Source organism: Brevibacillus reuszeri, from assembly GCF_001187725.1.
In the GTDB taxonomy this organism is placed as follows: domain Bacteria; phylum Bacillota; class Bacilli; order Brevibacillales; family Brevibacillaceae; genus Brevibacillus; species Brevibacillus reuszeri.
Genome location: NZ_LGIQ01000002.1, coordinates 431,052 through 451,986 on the forward strand (window position 1 = coordinate 431,052; position 20,935 = coordinate 451,986).

19 protein-coding genes are annotated in these 20,935 nt (G+C 46.3%); 15 read left to right on the forward strand and 4 right to left on the reverse strand.

What is annotated here, in order from left to right:
• Window positions 1-150 precede the first annotated feature (150 nt).
• Entirely contained in the window at window positions 151-939 is a 789-nt protein-coding gene (locus tag ADS79_RS02570; RefSeq protein WP_049736837.1) for a class I SAM-dependent methyltransferase, read from the reverse strand.
• Between the two features lie 162 nt (window positions 940-1,101).
• On the opposite strand from ADS79_RS02570, the gene ADS79_RS02575 reads away from it, so the two are divergent.
• Both ADS79_RS02575 and ADS79_RS02580 read left to right on the forward strand, forming a co-directional pair.
• Window positions 1,102-1,761 (forward strand): futalosine hydrolase, encoded by a 660-nt coding sequence (locus tag ADS79_RS02575; RefSeq protein WP_049736838.1) that lies wholly within the window; start codon window positions 1,102-1,104, stop codon window positions 1,759-1,761.
• Complete coding sequence (locus tag ADS79_RS02580; protein WP_049736839.1) at window positions 1,762-2,610, forward strand: 1,4-dihydroxy-6-naphtoate synthase; 849 nt, start codon at window positions 1,762-1,764, stop codon at window positions 2,608-2,610.
• 78 nt (window positions 2,611-2,688) lie between these two features.
• Here the strand turns inward: ADS79_RS02580 and ADS79_RS02585 are convergent, their stop codons facing one another.
• Window positions 2,689-4,146, reverse strand: coding sequence for a copper amine oxidase N-terminal domain-containing protein (locus ADS79_RS02585; RefSeq protein ID WP_049736840.1), 1,458 nt, complete (start codon window positions 4,144-4,146; stop codon window positions 2,689-2,691).
• A 398-nt stretch (window positions 4,147-4,544) separates the two neighbouring features.
• Between ADS79_RS02585 and ADS79_RS02590 the strand changes: the two genes are divergently transcribed.
• Window positions 4,545-6,023, forward strand: coding sequence for an Lsa family ABC-F type ribosomal protection protein (locus ADS79_RS02590; protein ID WP_049736841.1), 1,479 nt, complete (start codon window positions 4,545-4,547; stop codon window positions 6,021-6,023).
• A gap of 86 nt (window positions 6,024-6,109) precedes the next feature.
• Here the strand turns inward: ADS79_RS02590 and ADS79_RS02595 are convergent, their stop codons facing one another.
• Window positions 6,110-6,646: a superoxide dismutase family protein gene (locus ADS79_RS02595; RefSeq protein ID WP_049736842.1), complete on the reverse strand. Its 537-nt coding sequence runs from the start codon at window positions 6,644-6,646 to the stop codon at window positions 6,110-6,112.
• A 245-nt stretch (window positions 6,647-6,891) separates the two neighbouring features.
• Between ADS79_RS02595 and ADS79_RS02600 the strand changes: the two genes are divergently transcribed.
• The 12 genes from ADS79_RS02600 (at window position 6,892) to ADS79_RS02655 (ending at window position 19,878) form a co-directional block, all read left to right on the forward strand.
• Complete coding sequence (locus ADS79_RS02600; protein ID WP_049736843.1) at window positions 6,892-7,347, forward strand: GNAT family N-acetyltransferase; 456 nt, start codon at window positions 6,892-6,894, stop codon at window positions 7,345-7,347.
• A gap of 115 nt (window positions 7,348-7,462) precedes the next feature.
• Window positions 7,463-8,140, forward strand: a complete 678-nt coding sequence (locus ADS79_RS02605) for a response regulator transcription factor (RefSeq protein WP_049736844.1) — start codon at window positions 7,463-7,465, stop codon at window positions 8,138-8,140.
• A complete protein-coding gene (locus tag ADS79_RS02610; RefSeq protein ID WP_049736845.1) occupies window positions 8,137-9,576 on the forward strand; it encodes a HAMP domain-containing sensor histidine kinase in 1,440 nt (479 codons plus the stop codon). Before ADS79_RS02605 ends, ADS79_RS02610 begins: the two co-directional genes overlap by 4 nt.
• 105 nt (window positions 9,577-9,681) lie before the next feature.
• A complete protein-coding gene (locus ADS79_RS02615; protein ID WP_049736846.1) occupies window positions 9,682-10,806 on the forward strand; it encodes a Fe(3+) ABC transporter substrate-binding protein in 1,125 nt (374 codons plus the stop codon).
• A gap of 2 nt (window positions 10,807-10,808) precedes the next feature.
• Window positions 10,809-12,464: an ABC transporter permease gene (locus tag ADS79_RS02620; protein ID WP_049736847.1), complete on the forward strand. Its 1,656-nt coding sequence runs from the start codon at window positions 10,809-10,811 to the stop codon at window positions 12,462-12,464.
• A complete protein-coding gene (locus ADS79_RS02625; RefSeq protein WP_049736848.1) occupies window positions 12,461-13,102 on the forward strand; it encodes an ABC transporter ATP-binding protein in 642 nt (213 codons plus the stop codon). Before ADS79_RS02620 ends, ADS79_RS02625 begins: the two co-directional genes overlap by 4 nt.
• A gap of 115 nt (window positions 13,103-13,217) precedes the next feature.
• Window positions 13,218-13,964, forward strand: a complete 747-nt coding sequence (locus tag ADS79_RS02630; protein ID WP_328134650.1) for a DsbA family oxidoreductase — start codon at window positions 13,218-13,220, stop codon at window positions 13,962-13,964.
• 52 nt (window positions 13,965-14,016) lie between these two features.
• Entirely contained in the window at window positions 14,017-14,619 is a 603-nt protein-coding gene (locus ADS79_RS02635; RefSeq protein WP_141260878.1) for a PIG-L family deacetylase, read from the forward strand.
• Between the two features lie 22 nt (window positions 14,620-14,641).
• Entirely contained in the window at window positions 14,642-16,048 is a 1,407-nt protein-coding gene (locus ADS79_RS02640; protein ID WP_049736851.1) for a glycosyltransferase family 4 protein, read from the forward strand.
• Window positions 16,049-16,222: 174 nt separating this feature from the next.
• Window positions 16,223-17,737 (forward strand): YcdB/YcdC domain-containing protein, encoded by a 1,515-nt coding sequence (locus tag ADS79_RS02645; RefSeq protein WP_049736852.1) that lies wholly within the window; start codon window positions 16,223-16,225, stop codon window positions 17,735-17,737.
• Between the two features lie 37 nt (window positions 17,738-17,774).
• The gene (locus ADS79_RS02650; RefSeq protein WP_049736853.1) at window positions 17,775-18,314 is read left to right on the forward strand and encodes an RNA polymerase sigma factor; all 540 of its coding nucleotides are present in this window, start codon (window positions 17,775-17,777) and stop codon (window positions 18,312-18,314) included.
• Complete coding sequence (locus tag ADS79_RS02655; RefSeq protein WP_049736854.1) at window positions 18,298-19,878, forward strand: YcdB/YcdC domain-containing protein; 1,581 nt, start codon at window positions 18,298-18,300, stop codon at window positions 19,876-19,878. Before ADS79_RS02650 ends, ADS79_RS02655 begins: the two co-directional genes overlap by 17 nt.
• Window positions 19,879-19,959: 81 nt before the next feature.
• On the opposite strand, the gene ADS79_RS02660 is transcribed toward ADS79_RS02655, so the two are convergent.
• Entirely contained in the window at window positions 19,960-20,901 is a 942-nt protein-coding gene (locus ADS79_RS02660; RefSeq protein WP_049736855.1) for a Gfo/Idh/MocA family protein, read from the reverse strand.
• Window positions 20,902-20,935: the final 34 nt, after the last annotated feature.

Consider the following 20,935-nt stretch of genomic DNA (forward strand, 5'->3'; position numbering starts at 1 on the left):
GTAGATTGTCAAGTAACTATATTTATTAAAGTTGCATTAACAATTTTTTTAATAACTCTTTACATATAAGTTAAAAAATCAGAAAAACAAAGAAAACCGATCTGTTTTGAAGACAAAATCGGTTGCTGCTCTTATTGCCTATAAGGAATGCTATACAGTCACACGAACAAAATAGTGGGCAAAAGTAACGGGTAAGCCGTTTCCTGTCGCATGCTGATCAAAAATGTGCTGAACTGAATGCAAGTGCTGCACGATCGTCTGCTCCGTCACGGATGGCAGCTGGCCAAAGCAGCGCAGCTTGATCACATCAAGCGGTGAGAGGATATACTCTGTACTCGTTACCGATGCAATATCTACGTGGGAAAAGGAAGCTTCATACAGTTTGGCTTGTAGCTTGTCGAGAACAGGGGTTCCACTCGAAGGTGGTTCAAATAAGTGCGGAAACCATTCGGATAATTCGGCAAAAAGCAAGTCTCCGGGATGAAGTCCAAGTATTTGACCACCGGCTTTAACAATTCGTTTGCAATCGGGATATGCAGAGGTTGGACCTTTACGGTTATAGGCACAATCAAATTCTCCTTTTGCAAACGGGAGACGCTCCTTGGTGTTGCTGATGACAAAGGAAACGTTTGGATGCGTCCCTTCCATGGCGGTTTTCACAAAGCTGTCGGTGGCATCGAGTCCAACAATCTCACTGGCTTCTGTAGCCCAAAGAAGAGCGAAGGCACCATGTCCGCAGCCGATGTCGAGGACTTTTTTGTTTTTGACCATGCGAGCGACCTCTTGGGTAAAAAGCGACTCGCCATTTGGCTCGACAATGGTAGAGCGCCACGGATATACATATTCTCCTGTCTGGTTTGCCAGCTGCGCATACCAGCGGAGCGAATGCGGCGCGATCCAGTCAGGGTGGTTTTGGGGATTAGACAAAGGTGGGTTCATTGGTCACCTCTATTGAAATAGTAGTTTCGAAGCTCTATTGTAATTATTTTCCTATCTTTTGACAAACTCTCTAAACAACTTTACATGGCGCGAAAGTAGCGATAACGTTGGAGGTGGAAGCATGACAGGATAAAAGGAGAAAAAGAGAAGGGAGTGGGACATATGGAAGTAGATCAACAGCCAATTCGCATACTTGTGGTCACATCTGTGGAAGCAGAGCGTGATGCCGTTTTGCGTGGGCTGCAGGACGATAACAGATTTACTCTCCTGGTTGGGGGAGTAGGACCAGCGTCTGCTGCAGCGAGTACGGCAGCTGTGCTGGCAACAAATTCGTACGATCTGGTCATTTGCGCCGGTATTTGCGGGGGCTTTATTGGACAAGCTGGAGTCGGTTCAGTAGTGGTGGCAAGCGAAATCATCTGTGCGGATCTGGGCGCAGAGACAGCAGACGGTTTTTCTGACGTCGACCAGCTCGGCTTTGGTTCATCTCGTGTTGCGATTGATAAAGAATTGGCGACAAAAGTGACCGAAGCGATACAGTCCAAAGGCTTGCCCGTCAAAATGGGGCAGGTGCTTACGTTGTCGACTGTCACAGGGACAGCTGAAACGGCAGCTGCACTGGCCAAGCGTATGCCCGATGCAGCGGCAGAAGCGATGGAGGGCTACGGGGTAGCAATTGCTGCGCAGCAGCGCGGCGTGCCAGTTCTGGAAATCAGGACAGTATCCAATGCGATTGGCCCACGAGATAAATCAGCGTGGCGTATCAAAGACGCGCTGGTAGCCTTGGAGCAAGCAAGTGCAGGATTACGGGAGGTACTCTAGATGAAAATTGCGTTTTCGCCATGTCCAAATGACACGTTTGTTTTTCATGCCTGGGCTCACGGATTGATTCCGGGAGCACCGAAGCTCGACATTATGTACGCTGACATCGATATTACCAACACGCTGGCCACAAAGTCAGAGGGGCCAGAGGTCATGAAAATCTCTTATGCAGCACTGCCGTGGGTTTTGAAGGACTATGCACTCCTGCCGTGTGGCGGTGCCTTGGGCAGAGGCTGCGGCCCCCTTGTTTTGACCCAAGGAAATGGCTCGGGGCTTGATCAGAATGATCCAGCCCGTTTGTCTGGAAAGCGAGTGGCCGTACCCAGCGAGCGTTCGACTGCGTACTTATTGTTTCGACTGTGGGCAGCCCAAAATGTCCCAGGCGGGGTAGGCGAAATTGTCGTTATGCCTTTCCATGAGATTATGCCGGCTGTTCGCGATGGCAAAATCGATGCTGGACTCGTGATTCATGAGGCGCGGTTTACGTATCAAAATTACGGCCTGGCACTCATGACCGATCTCGGAAACTGGTGGGAAGGCGATACAGGGCTGCCGATTCCACTGGGGGCTATCATCGCACGTCGCTCCATGGATTTACAGGCTTTGACTGACTGGACGCGTGCTTCTGTCGAGTATGCGTGGGCCCACCCAGAGGCATCGCAGGAGTATGTGATGTGCCACGCCCAGGAGCTGTCCCTAGAGGTTGCCAAGGCCCATATTGATCTGTATGTAAATGAATTTACCAGCAATCTGGGTGAGGATGGCTATGGGGCAATCACAGCTTTACTCGGCAGAGCCGGAGAGCAAGGTCTCGTTCCACAAGTGGATTTGTCTCTATTGCGTTGGTAATGGATAAATCAGGAATAGAAAAGCAAAAAAGCGCGGACGTCCGCGCTTTCTTTTTTTTTCAATCAGCAGGAGGCAGTTTTATCTGCTGATAATGACCGAATTGGAATAGTTGTCCCAGCTGACGGTAGCACCAAGCGCTTCACTGACAAAACGAATGGGAACCATTGTCGTTTGGTTATTATACAGGATGGCAGGTACGTCCATCGTAATCGGTTGCCCATTTTTATAGGCGATCTTGGAGCCAATTGTCAGCTTGATTACATCACCATTTGTGGTTGCCGTGACGCTTTCCGTCGCTTCATCCCAGTCTACCTTTGCGCCGAATGCTTCAAATACAGCGCGCATCGGCACCAGCACTCTGGAATTGATTTTGACAGGCGGCTTGTTGTAGGTTTGCAGCTGTCCATCGATAAACACAATGATTTGACCAGACTGGTTCGCGGTGTAGTAGATGGATTCCGAGTTGATGGTTTGCTGACTTCTCGGGTCGTAAATCTTGAGAGTTAATGAATAAAGGCCTGTAGGCAGGCTCAATTCTTTGGCTGCGAGAGATGGATTTTTGGGATCGATCAGCAGGTGACGTACATCTTTTCCATCTGCATTCCGCACGATAAAGTAAAAGTCGTACTGACTCAGAGTATCTTGTTTTCCCTGTAGAGTAATCGTGATCGCACCAGAAGGAGTGATCGTGATTTTGCCAGGGAAAGACTGTCCCACTCCTAAGCCGAGGTCGATGAATTCTCTTTGAATGACCCAGGTTACGGCATTGGACAAGGTTGTTTTACCGGACAGGATCATCTCCAGTTGTACCTTGTAAGTACCTGGTTCAAGTGAAATGCTGCGCGATGAAAATTGCTGCTTCTTTGTTCCCAGAGCATTACGCTTCACGACCTTGCCATTCTCATCGATAATGAGCAGCGAAAACTTTCCTTTTGCATACTCGGCTGTGAGGTTGAGGTTAATCAAAAGGTACTCGTCTTTGATGTCAATGAAACCTGGAAAATCGGAGTTTGGAATCGCATCGATGGTGATTTCGTACGCGTCTGATTGCAGAGTAGCACGACCGCACTGCGTATCTGTTGCGATACCTGTTATTTTGCTTCCAGATGCTGTCTCCGGGCGAGAATCGAAGTTACTGACCTCCAAATAGAAATCATAATCTCCAGGTGACAGCTTTAAGCTTTTTTGCGGTACATGGATCCACCCGGATTTTACTTTTACTTCTATTTCTTGTCCTTCCCTGTCGGTAACAGGAGCCATAAACATTTCTGATTCATCCATAGAAGTAATGCGGATACGCGCTCTTTCATTTCCACGTGAATCAGTGGCAATCAGATACATAAACTCGGTAAATGCTGGCTCTACCTCGATATAAGCAGATAGTCCATCGTACTCGTCGTAATCAACCTCACCGAATAATGGTGGCAAATAATTGCGTGTTCCGTAGCAGAATGCGTCTGCACGACTGAGGCCAAATGTCGAGAACAAAAGCAAACAGGCCATAAGTACGCCAAACACTTTTGTGAAAGAATTCATGCTGCTTATCTCCTTTTTAAATAAGTGGCTACCTTTTTTTCGGTAGAACGATCAATGTCGCTTAGGTCTATATACCCACTTATTAAAAGGGTGAAACATAGAGTTCTGGATTGTCCTGAATATTATTGTAGAAATTAGAAAATGGGTATGATAATATGGATGTAATTTAATGAATGGAGCTGAATGGGATAATGTAATTTTTTCTTGCTTATAAAATAAAACAACAAAAGCGATACGTTTCGCCTGTTTTATTTCTTATATGCAAGAGGGTTACTTTATCTTTCACTCAATATATCCTTATCTAACGCCAGTAGTGGGTTGGATTTGCTGTATTTATTTGAGCTACAAGAAAGTAACTTTCTTGTAGCTTTTCTATTTTTTTACAGGGGGATACCTTTATGTCATTAATCAATGTTACCAACCTGACGTTTGCCTACGAGGGCAGCTTCGATAACATTTTTGAAAATGTGAGCTTTCAAATCGATACAGACTGGAAGCTCGGGTTTACGGGGAGAAACGGCAGAGGGAAGACGACTTTCTTAAATCTGCTACTGGGCAAGTATGAATACAGTGGTACGATTTCTGCCCATGTTCAATTTGAATACTTTCCTTTCCCTGTTGCAAACAAGGAGAACAATACTTTGGATGTCATCAGCGACATTCATCCTGATTACGTTCACTGGGAGCTTATGCGCGAGCTTTCCTTGCTCAAGGTTTCTGAGGATGCTCTCTACCGCCCCTTTGACACCTTGTCCAACGGGGAGCAAACCAAAGTGCTACTGGCCACGTTGTTTCTAAAGGAAAACAGCTTCTTGCTCATTGATGAACCGACGAATCATCTGGATATGCATGCACGGAAACTGGTCAGTGACTATCTCAAAATGAAAAGCGGTTTTATTCTGGTGTCCCACGACAGGTCCTTTCTGGATAACTGCGTCGACCACATCCTTTCCATCAATAAAACCAATATCGAAATTCAACGGGGGAACTTCTCCGATTGGTGGGAAAATAAACAGAGACAGGATAATCTTGAGCTCGCTGAGAACGATAAACTGCGAAAAGATATCAAACGCCTATCTGATGCATCCAAACGAACGAGCAACTGGTCACACGAAGTAGAAAAAACGAAAAACGGCACACTAAACTCAGGCTCCAAGGTGGACAAAGGATATGTTGGTCACAAGGCAGCCAAAATGATGAAACGCTCCAAATCCATCGAGCAGAGACAGCATTCCGCGGCGGAGGAAAAGTCGAAGCTCCTGAAAAACATTGAAAACCAGGAAAGTCTCAAGATTTCACAGCTTGCTTATCATAAAAATCAGTTGGCTGAGCTTGATCATGTGTCGATTTATTATGGAGAGAAAAAGGTTTGCTCAGATGTCAGCTTTTCGATCCAGCAGGGGGAGCGAATCGCTCTTTCCGGTAAAAATGGCTCTGGTAAATCAAGCATCATCAAGCTCATTTGTGGGGAGGAGCTCGAATATACGGGTACGTTTCGAAAAGGAAGTCAGCTGAAAATTTCCTACGTCTCCCAGGATACCTCGCATTTGAAGGGGAATTTGACGGACTTCGCGAGAGCAAACGGAATTGATGAGAGTCTGTTTAAAGCGATTTTACGTAAGCTCGATTTTTCCAGAGTGCAATTTGAAAAAGATATTTCTGCCTACAGCGGTGGGCAAAAGAAAAAAGTGCTGATTGCCAAAAGCCTTTGTGAGAAGGTCCATTTGCATATTTGGGATGAACCGCTTAATTTTATTGATGTCATTTCGCGCATGCAAATCGAGGAATTACTGCTTGAGCACGCGCCAACCATCGTCTTTGTGGAGCATGACAGCGAGTTTTGCAAAAACATCGCAACAAAGGTGATTGAGCTGTAACTGGACTAGTACCATGTAAAAGAGAAGCAGCGGCAGTCTCGGGCGCAGGTTCACGTCCGTAGCTGCCGCTGCTTTGGTTGATTGTCTCATCCGGCTTGGATAAGACCACACGCGAGCCGCTTCCCGCTATTGCCAGCGGGTTGTGTGTGAAAATCATCCGGGCTTTGATGAATAATGACTGATTTTCCGATGACATCTGCTGCTCTGAATTTGTTGGTGAAAAAATTCATGCGGGCATACCCATCATTGGAAAAAAGCACTGGAAAATCTCCGGCGTGATTGCCATGTGGCTGATGGGTTGGATTCCAGTGCCCTTCTGCTGCAAGAAAAGGATTATCTGGATTTCCTACGGTGCAAACCCCTTTATCGTGCACATGAAAGCCAAACGGTCCAATCTGTGGTTGGTCGCCGGACGCAGGCTGAAATGCGGGAAGACCGCCAACTTCAACAAACACATCCGTCCCGTACGGCACGTCGGTAAAGACGACATATCCGTACAGATTTGGAGCGAGAGGACCACCGTGGATTTCGGCATATGACTGAGTCGGCTCCTGTGCATGTTGAGAGGATACGGTTTGGGGATAGAAGTCATAGTCGTATCCGTATGGTTGATATCCGTACATGACACACTCCACCTCGTGTTTAGGATCGTACTAATTGCCATCTTATGTGCAGAGTGGGCGGTGGGTTCCTGACCTACCTATTTGTTATTTCTGTGGGTGAAAAAATGGTATATTATAGTTAGTTTTTTGCTAAAGGAGGCGTTCATTATGACAAATGAGATGAATGTTTTGCTGAATAACGACATGGGGATAACGGCCAGGTAAAACGAGCAGCGTTTCCCCGCACAGCTGAAAGGGGAAAGAAAATGAGGACAGTTCAGGTAGAACTCGTAGAAGTAGATGCAGAAAATTGGTATGCTTGCTGCTTACTAGAAGTATCGGAAGAACAGAAGTCATACATGGTGTCCAATGCGGTATCCATTGCACAGACAAAATTCGAGCCGACCTTACAGGCGTTGTCGATCATCGCAGACGGACAGCAGGTTGGCTTTTGCATGTACAATACAAGAAAAGAAGAGCTGGACGGGTACTGGATCTACCGAATCATGGTGGATAAAAAATACCAGGGCAAAGGCATCGGCAAAGCAGCTACCCAATTGCTGCTTGCGAAAATGGCTGAGCTGCCTGATGCGAGGAAAATCGTCGTCGGTTACCATCCCGAGAACCGGGGAGCGCATCAATTATATGCCAGCGTAGGATTTAGTGATGAAGGACATAAGTTCGGGCAGGAAATGGCAGTGATCAAATATATCGCGCAGTAAAAGGAGAGGGGCCGATGTCGGTCCCTTTTTTCGTGCAATCCAATTGACGGTGAAAATGATTATCAAATACAATCAGATGGACTCGGAAGAGGAGTAAACAAAAGGCGGGACAAGAATGAAAAAAATTCTGCTGATTGAAGATGAGAAAAATATGGCTCGCTTTATTGAGCTGGAGCTGCGTCATGAGGCTTTTCACATCACGGTCGCCTATGATGGAAGAGTAGGATTGGAGCTTGCGCTAAAAGAAGAGTGGGATGTCATCTTATTAGACTTGATGCTCCCTGGTGTAGATGGCTTGGAAGTATGCCAAAAAATAAGAACTGTGAAAAAGACACCGATCATTATGCTGACCGCCAGAGACAGTATCACCGATCGCGTATCCGGACTGGATAGTGGTGCCGACGATTATATTCCTAAACCATTTGCGATTGAGGAGCTATTGGCGCGAATGAGAGTTGTATTTCGCAGACAGGAAGAACAGGAGGTCATCCAACGATCAGTGCTCGTGTATAAAGAGCTGCAGGTAAATTTGGATGCCAGACTGGTGAAAAAAGGCGATCAGGTGATCGATTTGACCAAGAGAGAGTATGATCTGCTAATCACCTTCATGAAAAATATGAACCGTGTATTGGCGAGAGATATGTTGCTGGACAATGTGTGGGGCTTCGAGGCGGCTGTTGAGACCAATGTAGTCGATGTGTACGTGCGTTATTTGCGCAATAAAATCGATACGCCAAAAGAGCCTAGCTACATTCAAACGGTCCGCGGCATTGGCTATGTGATGCGAAAATGAAAAGAAAAGTGATTTCACTAGCTCAGATTCCAATCAAGTGGCGGTTGACGATCTGGTCTGCCGTGCTTTTGTTTCTTGTGTTTGTCGCCTACAACACATTTCAATACTTTTTTATCGAAAAGTGGATGATGAGGCAGGAAGAGCAGATGATTCAACAGACGATGCGGGATATCGTCAACTATTCGTTAGAAAAAGAGCTTTCGTTCAAAGAGACGGAGCTAGCCGACATTCGTGGTTTTCTGGAGAGAATCAATCAGAAAGACCAGCTCATACGCATTTTGGATGAAGATGGTTATCCATTATTGGTCGTTTATGACGATTACCAAAATGAAAGGCTACAATCAGTACCTGTCACCCACTATGATCACGCAGTCACCGAGTACGCAAACGGGAATCTCGTGATGGTGAGCGGCCCGATTACAATCTTTCAATTTACAGGTACAGTTGAAATCATCAAAAATATGCAGTCATACGAACAGCTCAGTGACGCATTGTTTCAGGTCATGGCAATTGGCTGTTTGGCCGCAGTAGTCATCAGTGGATTGGGTGGCCGATTGCTGGCTCGACAGCTGCTCAAGCCGCTCCAAGCGATGAATGAGACGATCCGAAATATTAAGCAAAAAGGGCTTCAGGAGCGCGTCCAGTTTTTTGACAACCAGGATGAAATCTCCAGTTTGATGAAAATGTTTAATAAAATGATGGATCAAGTAGAGCGGTCCTTTAAACAGCAAAGTCAGTTCGTCGAGGATGCCTCACATGAGCTGCGAACACCGCTCGCGATCATCGAAGGACATTTATCATTGCTACGAAGGTGGGGAAAAAACGATCCGGCAGTTTTGGAGGAGTCCCTGCAGGCGTCTATTCAGGAGCTAACCCGTCTCAAGGGGCTGGTTCAGGAAATGCTGGTCTTGGCCCGCGCCGAGCAGGAAAGACAGGAGCATGATGCCAGTTTGTCCGACCCGGATCGAGTAATAGGCCAGATGGTAAGCAATATTGCCTTGCTGCATCCAGCCTTTCAGCTCGCACTGGACGTAGATGCACTGGAGGGGAGGAGTCTGATAGTCTCCGAGGAGCATTTGGAGCAGATTTTGCTCATACTGCTAGATAATGCCGTGAAGTATTCGGGTGAGAGCAAACGGGTGGAGATCAGCGCAGTTGTTTCGGAAGAGTCAGCCCGGATTTCAGTCAGTGACCGTGGTGTAGGCATCCCTGAACAGGATTTGCCTTATGTGATGGACCGACTTTATCGTGTCGACAAGTCGAGAAGCCGTGAACAGAGTGGGCATGGACTAGGCCTTTCCATTGCCAAGCGCCTTGTAGAAAAATACGGTGGAACCATTATGATTCATAGCAGCAAAGGCAAAGGGACGACGGTTTCGTTTGTACTGCCGCTCGAACAAGAATCAAAAATGCTCAAGGAGGAAAAGTTTTTTTGATTTTCACAGCGTTTTCTCATTTTCGTCAGATACAATAGTCAACGTCGAACTAATTGACAATGATTTTCATTATTAAAAATGTACGAGAATGGAGAGATAGGCGAAATGAGAAAAAAATACATGCTTGGGCTCATGCTATTCACCATGATGACCTTGCCATTCATGGCTGGTTGCGGGGCAAATCAAGCAGGCACTAACAATACAAGCACGGCGCAGCCACAAGCAGAAACCAATTCAGCAGGAGCAAAGGCAACAGAGCCGGCTAAAAAAGACGGCGAGCAAGTCGTCAATGTATTTACCGCAAGACATTACGATGTAGATAGCAAGCTGTTTGGTGAATTTACGAAACAAACAGGTATCAAGGTAAATGAAGTGAAAGGAACAGCGGAGGAGCTGGTAGAACGCCTCAAGCGGGAAGGTGAGAGCTCCGAGGCAGATTTGTTTATTACTGTAGACGGTGGTGTATTGAACTACGCAAAGCAAAATGGCGTACTTCAACCGATTCAATCTGCTGAAGTAGACAAACACGTACCGCAAGAGCTGCGGGATAAAGATAACGAATGGATCGGGATGGCGACGCGTGCACGTGTTATCGTGTATGCCAAGGATCGCGTGAAGCCAGAACAATTGTCTACATACGAAGATTTGGCTAATGATAAATGGAAAGGAAAAGTGCTGGTGCGTTCCTCCTCCAATTTGTATAACCAGTCACTGGTTGCTTCTTTTATTGAGCTGAACGGAGAACAGGAAGCAGAAGCGTGGGCAAAAGGTCTGGTGAACAACTTTGCGCGCAAGCCGGAGGGCGGAGATCGTGATCAGGCAAAAGCAATTGCTGCCAAGGCAGGCGACGTTGCCATCATGAACACGTACTATGTTGGACAAATGCTGCATTCCAAAGACGCAGAAGAAGTGAAGGTCGCTGAGAACATCGGGGTCTTTTTCCCGAACCAAAATACAACGGGCACTCATCTCAATATTAGTGGCATCGGTCTCGCAAAGCATGCCAAGCATAAAGAAAATGCAATCAAGCTGATCGAATTTATCACGGGCAAAGAAGGACAAACCTTGCTGACACAAGGCAGCTTTGAATTCCCTGTGAATAAAGAGGCAGACAAGCCAGCATTGCTAACAGAGTGGGGAGAGTTCAAGACACAGCAGCTCGATTTTGCAAAGCTGGGCGAGCATAACAAAAAGGCGGTTGAGCTGCTGAATAAAGTAGGCTGGAAATAAGCATGATCGGATCAGCGCTTTTGCGAAATCTGAGACGGAACATGAATGGGTGGGTAACACTGAGCGTAATCGGGGCCTTTTTGGCCCTTCTTCCGTCTCTTTATATTTTGTTCGGACTTTTTCAAAAAGAAAATGAAAACTGGCAGCATATCCAAGAATACATGCTGGTGGATTACGCTCTGGAATCGCTGTGGCTTGTACTTGGAACAGGTGCCTGTACAATCATCGTCGGCGTGACTTTGGCTTGGTTAGTAGCAGCATATGAGTTTCCGCTGCGCCGCTTTTTTGACTGGGCTTTTGTCTTACCGCTGGCGATTCCGCCTTATATTGCTGCCTATACGTATGGCTCCATGCTCAGCTATACAGGAAGTATTCAGACCTTCCTGCGCAACACATTGGGCTGGACCCCTGATCAGCGCTACTTTGACATCATGTCGATGAAGGGTGCTATTTTCATTTTTACCCTGTTTCTGTTTCCATACGTGTATCTCATCACCAAAGCCTTTTTAGAGAAACAGAGTGCTGCTTTTATTGAAAATGCGAGATTGCTCGGGAAGAATTCGTTCCATACCTTTTTCGTGATTGTTTTGCCACTCTCACAAGGTGCGATTGTCGGAGGGGCGAGTCTCGTCGCTTTTGAAGTGCTCAACGATTTTGGGGTTACGAAGCATTTTGGGATTTCGTCATTTACGACGGCAATTTTCAAGACGTGGTTCGGGATGTATGACGTGGATTCAGCGATTCGTCTGGCGGCCTGGCTGATGAGCTTTATCATCGGATTGTTCGTCATAGAAAGACTGCTTCGCAAACGTAAAAAATTCAGCTCGCCAACAAATAAGCAAAACCCGCTTAAACGGCGCAAGCTAAAGGGAGTCTGGAAATGGGCGGCAATGGCTTTTGGACTGCTGGTTGTTTCCTTGTCTTTTTTCATTCCCGTTACGCAATTGCTCGTCTGGGCGACATGGACGTATGAAGACGTATGGAATTCTGGCTTTACAGAACTCCTTTTCAATACACTCTCTGTCTCCCTTGTCTCCATTTTTATTCTGATGCTGCTGGCGGTTATTGTAGCCAACGTCATTCGCTCGGCTCGGGGTTCTACCTTTTCTCTCATGCTCACCAGATTTATTTCCATGGGCTATTCGATTCCTGGAGCCGTCTTGTCCATTGGCGTGCTCGCTGTCGTCATTTCTGTCGATCAAAAGCTAAGTGGGGTATATGAATGGCTTGGCTTTGGCGGAGGCAAGCTGGTGCTCAGCATGTCGCTCTTCATGCTGATTTTTGCATACATCATCCGCTTTCTGGCCGTCGGCTATAACGCTGTGGAAGCGGGCTTTGAAAAGATTGGTAATCGCTATACCGAAGCCTCTCGATTACTCGGGCTGGGTATGACACGTACTTTTTTTAAAGTCGATTTTCCTTTGATAAAAGGGGCGGTATTCACCGGCTTTGTTCTAGTATTCATGGAGATTATCAAGGAACTGCCGCTTACACTTCTGCTGCGACCATACAACTTCGAGACATTGGCGACCAAAGCGTACCAGTATGCCAGCGATGAACAAATTCATCAGGCCTCGATTCCCTCTCTCTGTATTATTGCGGTTGGGATCGTCTCTGTTTTTTTCTATCATTGGTTAGGAGAGAAACAAACAAAATGACTTACTTTCAAATGGATGAAATCTCGTTTGGATATGGGACAGGGAATCGTAATGTCATACATGAGTTTTCACTGCGAATCCAGCAGGGCGAGATCATAGGGATATTAGGACAGAGTGGCTGTGGAAAAAGTACCTTGCTCCGACTGATTGCAGGTCTGGAGGAGCCAAAGGCTGGACGCATCCTGATTGGTGGGCGCACGCTGGTGGATGAGCGGCATTTTGTGGAGCCAGAGCAGCGTGGTGTCGGCATGATTTTTCAAGACTATGCGTTATTTCCACATTTAACCGTAGCGCAAAATATTTTGTTCGGACTACATGGAATATCTAAAAAAGAGCGTGGGCTGCGCCTTGAGGAGATGCTGGAGCTCGTGCAAATGAGTGAGTATAGCAAGCGTTATCCGCATGAATTAAGTGGTGGACAACAGCAGCGTGTTGCATTTGCTCGTGCTCTGGCACCGCGTCCAGCGATTCTTTTGATGGATGAGCCCTTCAGCAATCTGGATGCAGAGCTAAAGAAAAAAATCCGCGAAGACTTAAAGCAGCTGCTCAGGGCAGCCACGATTACCTCTATATTGGTCACGCATGATAAAGAAGACGCTGAGACAATCTGTGATCGCATCATTCGGATGACACGGTGATCCCGGTAAAGCATAACTCCCTTTCCAAAGTGCAAGGCTGGTGGGGGAGTTGTTGTATAATGTACTGGTAGAGATTACAGTTTCCGGGCATCTTGTGGGTATAGGTGGCCATTGTATAGGAGGAGAAGAACGTATGAAAGTAGAAATCTGGTCTGATTTTGCCTGCCCGTTTTGTTATATTGGGAAAAGACGTTTTGAAGCAGCGCTGAGCCAATTTCCGCATAAAGAAAAGGTAGAGACGATTTTCCGCAGCTTCGAGCTGGACCCACACGCTAAACGGGATACGGATGAGACGATCTACGATGTTTTGGCAGCCAAGTACGGCATGCCTGTCGAGAAGGCTAAAGACATGACCGCCCAGGTAGCCCAGCAGGCAAAAGAAGTCAGGCTGGAATATCATTTTGACACCATGATCCATACCAATACAGCGGATGCCCATCGACTCGCCCATTATGCCAACGCGCATGGTAAAATGAAAGAAATGATCGAGCGCTTGTTGAAGGCTTATTTTACCGAATCATTGCATTTGGGCGATCATCAGGTACTGGCGAGGCTTGCAGCTGAGATCGGCCTGGATCAGGAAAAGACACTCGCCATGCTGGCGGGAGACGACTACAGCGAGAACGTGCAGGCAGACAAGCAAAAAGCTGCTGCTTTGGGTATCAACGCCGTTCCATTCTTTGTTTTTAATGAAAAATATGCCGTATCTGGCGCACAGCCCGGCGAAGTCTTTTTCAACGTATTAAACAAAGTTTGGGAGGAAGAAAGCGCTGCTCCTACCCTGCAATTTGTGCAAACGGATGAAAAGAAAGAGACAGCTGGCGAAAATGACAATTGCTCAGATGGCTCCTGCAAACTATAAGCAACCGAGATAAGAAGAGAGTCGATTTCCTTTTGGGGAGATTGACTCTTTTTTGTTGCCAAATTGGTTATGTAGGTACCTATCTATACCGCTTAGAGAACAGCGGCATAATATGGCAAGACGTGGTAATGAATTCGGGGGTGGAGGCATGAAATACAACAAATTAATGGTTGTTGCTCACCCTGATGATGAAAGCATCTTTGGTGGAGCACAACTGTTAAAAAAGCCGGGATGGACAGTTATTTGTGTGACCAACGGTGATAATCCCAAAAGAAAAGAAGAATTCATTCGGGCAATGAAATTTGCCGGAGCCCAATATAAAATCTGGAGCTTTAAAGATAAATGGAAAGGGACCTTTAAGAAAAAGGCATTAAAGAAAAAGCTGAAAAAAGCGCTGAAATCAAACAAGTATAAAAAAATCGTTACCCACAATAAAAAAGGGGAGTATGGTCACACCCAGCATATTGCCTTGTCCAAGATCATGCACTCTCTGGTGAAGAAAAATTTGTACGTATTTAAAAAAGGCAAAGAAAAACTGCCATCCAAGCTGTTAAAAAAGAAGCGAGAGATGCTGAAGTTTTATCGAAGTCAAAAATGGATCGCAAAAGCTTATAGAAAAGAAATCAAATATGAGGCTTTAAAAAAGGTGAAATGAAGAGCAATGGGGAGGAGAGTCCATGAAGGTTCTAATTGCATACTGCTATAGCCTCCCCCATGTTGGAGGAATTTGGACATATGTGGAGGAATTGAAGCGATCCCTGGAGAAAAAAGGGCATTCTGTTTCGATTCTTGCTGCTGATCAGAATGAAAAAAATTATTATTTGCTTGATTCCGATCAATCTGTAAGGATCGCAACCATTTCGGACATGGTGAAAAAAGTTGTTCACAATTATTACGAGAAGCATTGGAACGAGCCTAAATCATGGTTACTCTCCAAGGAGACGTTTCGTTATAATTTTGAATTGGCTGCAGCTTATTTCGGTCTGGAGCAATATGATCTGATCCATACCCATGATTCAGAATCGACACGAGCCATTAGCAGGGTGAAGCCCAAGCATATCCCGTTAATCAGTACGTTTCATTGCTCGAATACAAGAGAGACCTTTGTTTTACAGGAGCGTGCTCCGCGTACGTTCAAGTGGAAGTATGTAGCCGCCGAGGAATCTCTCGCGGTAAAAGCAGCTGATCGTCTCATTGTCCCATCCAACTGGTTGAAATCGACGCTGGTCGATGATTATCATCCGACTAAAGAGCGTATCCATGTGATTCCCCATGGCATTGATATTGAGCTTTTTAAGCAGCGGATGAAGCAGCCGCCACCGCTGGAGCGACGCGACGGGTTATTTCATATCGTCTGTGTTGCGCGTCTTGCTCGAGAAAAGGGACATGAGCTTCTGCTCAAAGCTTTGGCGAAACTGGCCAAGGAACGAAAAGATTGGGTTTGCTGGCTGGTCGGTGACGGATATATGCGAAAAAAATTGATAGAACAAAGGAATCGCTTGCAATTGCAGCAGCAAGTTATGTTCGTCGGCGCGCAGGAGAATGTACCGAGTATCCTCAAGCAAGCAGACATGTTTGTATTGCCGAGCTTTTTGGAAACACTCGGATTTGCAGTGATGGAAGCGCAGCTCGCGGGCTTGCCTATCGCAGTAACGAATGCAGGCGGTATGCCAGAGGTCGTTACTCATATGGAAACAGGACTGCTGTCGCCAGTCGCAGCGAGTGGACCTCTCTATCGAAACATCAAGCAGATCATGGACGATCATGATCTGGCTAATCGACTGTCTGGAAAAGCACAACGCTGGGGGAGAGAACAATGGCCGATCGAGCTGATGGTTAGACGGACGCTGGAGCTTTACCAGCAAACATTGGAAGCAGGAGCCAACCAGCAAACTGAAAGCTACACTGCTCCGAAAGCAAAGCGATCTGTTTCACAAGCAAAGCCTTTTGTGAGTGTTTATAAACGATATGCCAAAAAAGCGAAGCAACCGGAAGTGTGGAAGGCAATCCTCGCTTCCTTGCCACGTGACTATACGATTCCAGATATGCAGCTGGTTCGCGAAATTTCGAGGCATGCACGCTAATATATGAGTGTCCGACATCTACGAATTCATCATTTCCTGAGACAGGGGGATGATGTTTTTTTTTGAAGATTTTTTCCAAATTGAAACAAAAAAGGGTTTCGTTCGAATAATAGGCAGAACCAAATCGACACAGGTTATGAGCACCATAAGCATTTGAATGGAGGGAGAGAGAAAATGAAAAAAAGAACAAAAAGTATGTATGTGCTTTTGGCAACTTGTCTGGCAGCATCCGCAACTTTTTCTGTTGTGTCGGGAAAGGAAGCGTCTGCACAAGAACAGAGGAATGAAACAGGGGCTGTTGATGCGCAAACGGTTCGAAAGATCGAACAATCAATCGAAAGACTCAGTGAGCTTGTTCCTTACATGAAGGAATATCCACGCAGCGAATTCGTGCTATTCAAAAATAGATCTCTTATTATCGTGAACAAGCGTAAGGGTACAGATCAGGAATTTCCATATGTGACACTCTTTGCCGATGCAAAGACAGGTGAGATCAAGCGGTTTATGCTGCTGACAGGAACCGGGTTTACTTCTACCTATCCGTATGAAAAGGCAAAGGAGGTAGCAATCACTTTCATGAAGAAGTGGTTCGGTGAAGATATGGGTGGCTACCAATTCGATCCGGATACGCCCAAGCGCAACTCGTCCTTCCTGTTTCGGAAAATAGTAAATGGAATTCCATTTCGAAATGACACGCTGGGTATCTCTGTGGATAGCGAGGGACAGATTAAAAATTTGGCAAAAGGAGATGGACATACAGAGTCCATTGACGAAGAGCAGGATGTCAGCCAAATTCATTTTGCTGATCCGAAGCAAGCTCTGCCCAAAGAAAAAATCGAGCAAATGCTGGTTTCTTATATGAAGCCCTATATCGCTCTTAGTACGGACGGGAAAAAATACAGGCTGCTCTATCAACCGGCTTTCTCAGGGGAAATTCTAGCGGCTACCGGAAAGGACAAAGTCGAGCCAACACTTCACCGCCTCATCCAATTCCAACCGCAAGCAAAAGAGGTAATCGTCAAGTCAAAGGAAGAGGCTGCTGCATTTCTCGGCCGTCAGTCCGGATACGATTTTACCAAGGGGCGTTCTGCGTTTCAACAAACGAAAAATCCAGACAATGGACTGACGAACTATGTTTGGATGACAGAAGATGAAGTGCTGGGGAGCTTGTTTTTCGAGGAGCAAACGGGAAAAGTCACAAGCTATCAGGTATTGGATACGAAGAAGAAAAGCAAAGCCAAAAAAGCACTGAGCATGGAGCAAGCGTTGCAACATGCGATAGAGGGCCTATCTGAATTCTTGCCGCTTACCGATAAGGGAATGACATTGACAGCCTATCGCTATGTCGATTACTACGATTCATACGAATTTGATTTTTCGCAGCTCTACCAGGGGTATGTGATTGATGATTCAATCAAGCAGGCACATGTAGATGCTGCTACAGGAAAAGTCACTTTGCTTGATTGGGGAGGCGGAAACAAAAAGAAGCTGCCGTTTCCGGATACAAAGAAGGCTATTACACCAGAAGAAGCGACAAAGAAATTTCTCCAAAAATACCCTCTCAAGCTTTATTACTCCATGAACGAAGCGAAAAATGCAGCTGAGCTTGTCTATATATTGCCAGGGGATCCAAGTGAAGAGATCGATGCGATGACTGGCGAATTCTATCACCTTGGGATCGACCCATAGATGCTTGTAATTATGAGACGGGAGGGGAGGGGAAACGTTGTCTGAGGATTTATGCGAACGGATTGGTGCCATTTACGAAGCTTATTATGATGATATTTACTACTTCTTGCTTTATTTCACTGGTAGTCAGGATGATGCCGAGGATATGGTTCACGAGGTTTTTTCCAGACTATTACGAGTACTGCCACAGTATGACGGACGGGTGACCATGAAAACGTGGCTGTTTTCGATCGCCAAGTACATCGCGATCGACCATTATCGCAAGCAAAAATGGCAAAGACTGTTCTCGGACAGCTGGCTTTCTCTCATGAAATCAAAAGAGGGCCTGCCGGAGAGTGAATTCGAGACAAAGGAAGAGAGGCAGAGGATAAAGACTGCTTTGCAAAAATTAAAGCCGCACCTGCGCATCATTGTCATTTTACGATACATCAAGGAGTACAGCGTAAAAGAAACAGCGGAAGTATTGGCGATATCGGAGACAAAGGTGAGAGTGGATTGTCATCGGGGGTTAAAAGCTTTGCAAAAAATTTTGGGAGAATCGGAGGAAGGGGGGATTGCAAATGGGTTGGCCAGATGAAGAGCACATCATCCAGATGCTGCGGCAAATTAAGCAGGAAGTTCCCCCACCTCGACAGGAATGGAAGCAGATCGGGAAGGAGAAGCTTTTACGTCAGACAAGACGTGTATTATGGACGCAAAAAGCTGTACGTACGGTTAGTGTGGCAAGTACGTTTACGATAGCTATGCTTGTCGGGGTGTGGATTAGCCTTGGGTCATCTACTCAGACCCCTAATGACTCACAATGGGGGCAATCTCCGTCTCAAGGAGAGCAAGTCGAGACATTACCGCAGTCTGCACTCCCGGCTGGGCAGGATGAAGTTGATAAGGAAGCTGTGCCATTGCCAAAAGGAGAAAAGCAGCATACCAACCAGCCATCTGTCCCCAATATTCGACAGCAGCCGAATCAGTCCCGAAATCAAGCGACACTGGATAAACCAAGCAGCACAACAGCAGTGATGAGCGGAAGCAGTGGCAGGGAGAACTCAATTGCCAGGAATAAGACAAGAGTAGAAGAGCAGGCCGTGCGTTTTTTACGCGAAAAGCTGGGAGAAAAAAGTACACAGTATGAGGTGGATATCGTCCATTCAAGACCTGACGATGGACAAATAGCATTTCGCAAAGTGATCGCGGGTATTCCTCAACAGGAAAGCAGCTTGCTAGTGAAAGTAGATGAGGAAAATGGTGAGATGAGCATGCTTTTCTACCCAGGCCAAGAGCAAGACGCTACGAAGAATGCACAAGCACCAGCAGCTGATCGGATCGAAGAAAACGTCGCTGCCAAAGAGCTGGCTGCTACTTTGCGACTCGTCTATGTAGCAAACGCATCCCGCAAGCTTCAATACATGTCTGATCCTTATACTTTTATCGATGCAAAGTCGGGCAAACAAGTAAGAAGCAAACAGGGAGAAAAAGTCGTGCTCGCAGCCACAGGTAAAGGGAAGCAAGTAACCATCAAGGATGGGGAGCAGGGGGCTCAGCTGCTTGCAAACGAGTTCGGATTTACTGTTTCAGGAAATGGGTTTATGAGAGCTGAAAAGAAAGGCTTCTCCTTTACATGGTCGCCCGGAGAGGGAGGCTCGATCCAACTGTTTACAGATGAAGATGGTATTTTTACAGGGTATGAGTGGAGAGGGGCGGCGGAAAAACAAAATAGGGACAGACTCACTACTGATCAGGCACAGGAAGTGGCACTGAATCAATTGAAAAATTATCTTCCTTCGCAAATTCATGAAGTATCCGTGGAAGAAGCTCGTCATAACGGAGGGGAGACCCGGTTCACTTTTGTTCCGCTTATCCAAGGCATTCCGGTTATCGACGTACCTTATAGGGTGACGGTCGAGCTTGCCAGCGGGAAGGTTATCAGCATGACGGGAGAATTTGCACAGGAATTTGCGCTTCCTCATAAAACAGATGCATTATCTGAGCAAGAAATTTCCACACATTTCGTGAAAACTGTCCCGCTCGAGCTTGTTTATTGGGCACCAGATTCCGAGTCAGACCCCATCCTGGTGTACCAGATTCCAAGGAGTGCCAAGCAGCCATGGTCACAGGATGCAAAAACGGGTGAGGTCATTAAATAGATGCAGGCACATAGCAAGTATCTACATAAAAAAAGAGACAGCCGACACTGTCTCTTTTTTTATGTACGGCTTTATCGCTTCCTACCGTTTTATTTGCAGGCGTGTTTTCAGCTCAAGTGCTGTTTTCAATGACAAAACTGCATTTTGCAGGGAGAGCATCGATTCTTGATCGTTTTGGATACACCAGATCGCATGCTCCAGACTCTTTTGGTACGGGTCGGCAGCCATAAGTGCAATCTCTTCTCTTCCTGACTGTGTGTATGCATGCAAGTAGGCATGAGTTTCCCCATTTTCGTCGCTTTCGTGATAGACGAGCTTTGCCCGTTCAAAGTAGGCTTCATAACCAATGGTAAACGGATAGGAACGTGGCATTTGAGAGGAAGCGATGACTTCAGCATAGGCATGTGAATAGTCAAATGCTGCTTTAACGAGTGCTTGCTGCTTGTCCGCGGTTTCCTGCCCCCACACGTCTAGGTTGTTCGTAGTCCCCATTATCCAGGTGACAAAATCCAGTTCATGAATCATGAGGTTCAGTGTAATCGAGTCCAGACCTAGATTGCCCCACAGGGGAGCCGTTTCTCTTTTCAGGGAAAGGGAGAGGAGTCGACCGTATTTTTGCTGTTGGTTTACGGTGTGGAGATAGGCGTAGGCTGGATCGAACTTGATAAACTGATTGACCAAAATCGTTTTGGAAAAGCGTTCTTGTGCTTGGATCATCACTTCAGCATCCTCTAGAGATAAGCATACCGGAGTTTCGCAAAAAACGTTCTTGCCTCTCTCCAGTGCTTCTACTGCGTATTGTCTATGGAGCGTAGATGGCAAGCAAATATCGATCAGGTCAATTTCCGGGTCCGACATGATGGTATCAATCTGGTTGGTTGTTTCGACTCCTACTTTTTCTTTCAGCTCGTGCAGCTTCTCTTGGTTTCGGCCAAAGACTACGACCCGATCGATTTTTTTCATCTTTTTGAATAGCTGCGCATGATATGAGCCGAATCCTGTTCCTAAAATACCGATATTCATTCCTATCAACTCCTTTTTTCCCTATCGTAGCGTA

Bases quoted from the DNA above. Each gene is read 5' to 3' on its own strand.
- ADS79_RS02600 (WP_049736843.1), top strand. From the start codon at position 6,892: ATGAGGACAGTTCAGGTAGAACTCGTAGAAGTAGATGCAGAAAATTGG.
- ADS79_RS02645 (WP_049736852.1), top strand. From the start codon at position 16,223: ATGAAAAAAAGAACAAAAAGTATGTATGTGCTTTTGGCAACTTGTCTG.
- ADS79_RS02655 (WP_049736854.1), top strand. From the start codon at position 18,298: ATGGGTTGGCCAGATGAAGAGCACATCATCCAGATGCTGCGGCAAATT.
- ADS79_RS02615 (WP_049736846.1), top strand. From the start codon at position 9,682: ATGAGAAAAAAATACATGCTTGGGCTCATGCTATTCACCATGATGACC.
- ADS79_RS02640 (WP_049736851.1), top strand. From the start codon at position 14,642: ATGAAGGTTCTAATTGCATACTGCTATAGCCTCCCCCATGTTGGAGGA.
- ADS79_RS02585 (WP_049736840.1), bottom strand. From the start codon at position 4,146: ATGAATTCTTTCACAAAAGTGTTTGGCGTACTTATGGCCTGTTTGCTT.
- ADS79_RS02575 (WP_049736838.1), top strand. From the start codon at position 1,102: ATGGAAGTAGATCAACAGCCAATTCGCATACTTGTGGTCACATCTGTG.
- ADS79_RS02605 (WP_049736844.1), top strand. From the start codon at position 7,463: ATGAAAAAAATTCTGCTGATTGAAGATGAGAAAAATATGGCTCGCTTT.
- ADS79_RS02590 (WP_049736841.1), top strand. From the start codon at position 4,545: ATGTCATTAATCAATGTTACCAACCTGACGTTTGCCTACGAGGGCAGC.
- ADS79_RS02610 (WP_049736845.1), top strand. From the start codon at position 8,137: ATGAAAAGAAAAGTGATTTCACTAGCTCAGATTCCAATCAAGTGGCGG.
- ADS79_RS02580 (WP_049736839.1), top strand. From the start codon at position 1,762: ATGAAAATTGCGTTTTCGCCATGTCCAAATGACACGTTTGTTTTTCAT.
- ADS79_RS02625 (WP_049736848.1), top strand. From the start codon at position 12,461: ATGACTTACTTTCAAATGGATGAAATCTCGTTTGGATATGGGACAGGG.
- ADS79_RS02660 (WP_049736855.1), bottom strand. From the start codon at position 20,901: ATGAATATCGGTATTTTAGGAACAGGATTCGGCTCATATCATGCGCAG.
- ADS79_RS02620 (WP_049736847.1), top strand. From the start codon at position 10,809: ATGATCGGATCAGCGCTTTTGCGAAATCTGAGACGGAACATGAATGGG.
- ADS79_RS02570 (WP_049736837.1), bottom strand. From the start codon at position 939: ATGAACCCACCTTTGTCTAATCCCCAAAACCACCCTGACTGGATCGCG.
- ADS79_RS02595 (WP_049736842.1), bottom strand. From the start codon at position 6,646: ATGTACGGATATCAACCATACGGATACGACTATGACTTCTATCCCCAA.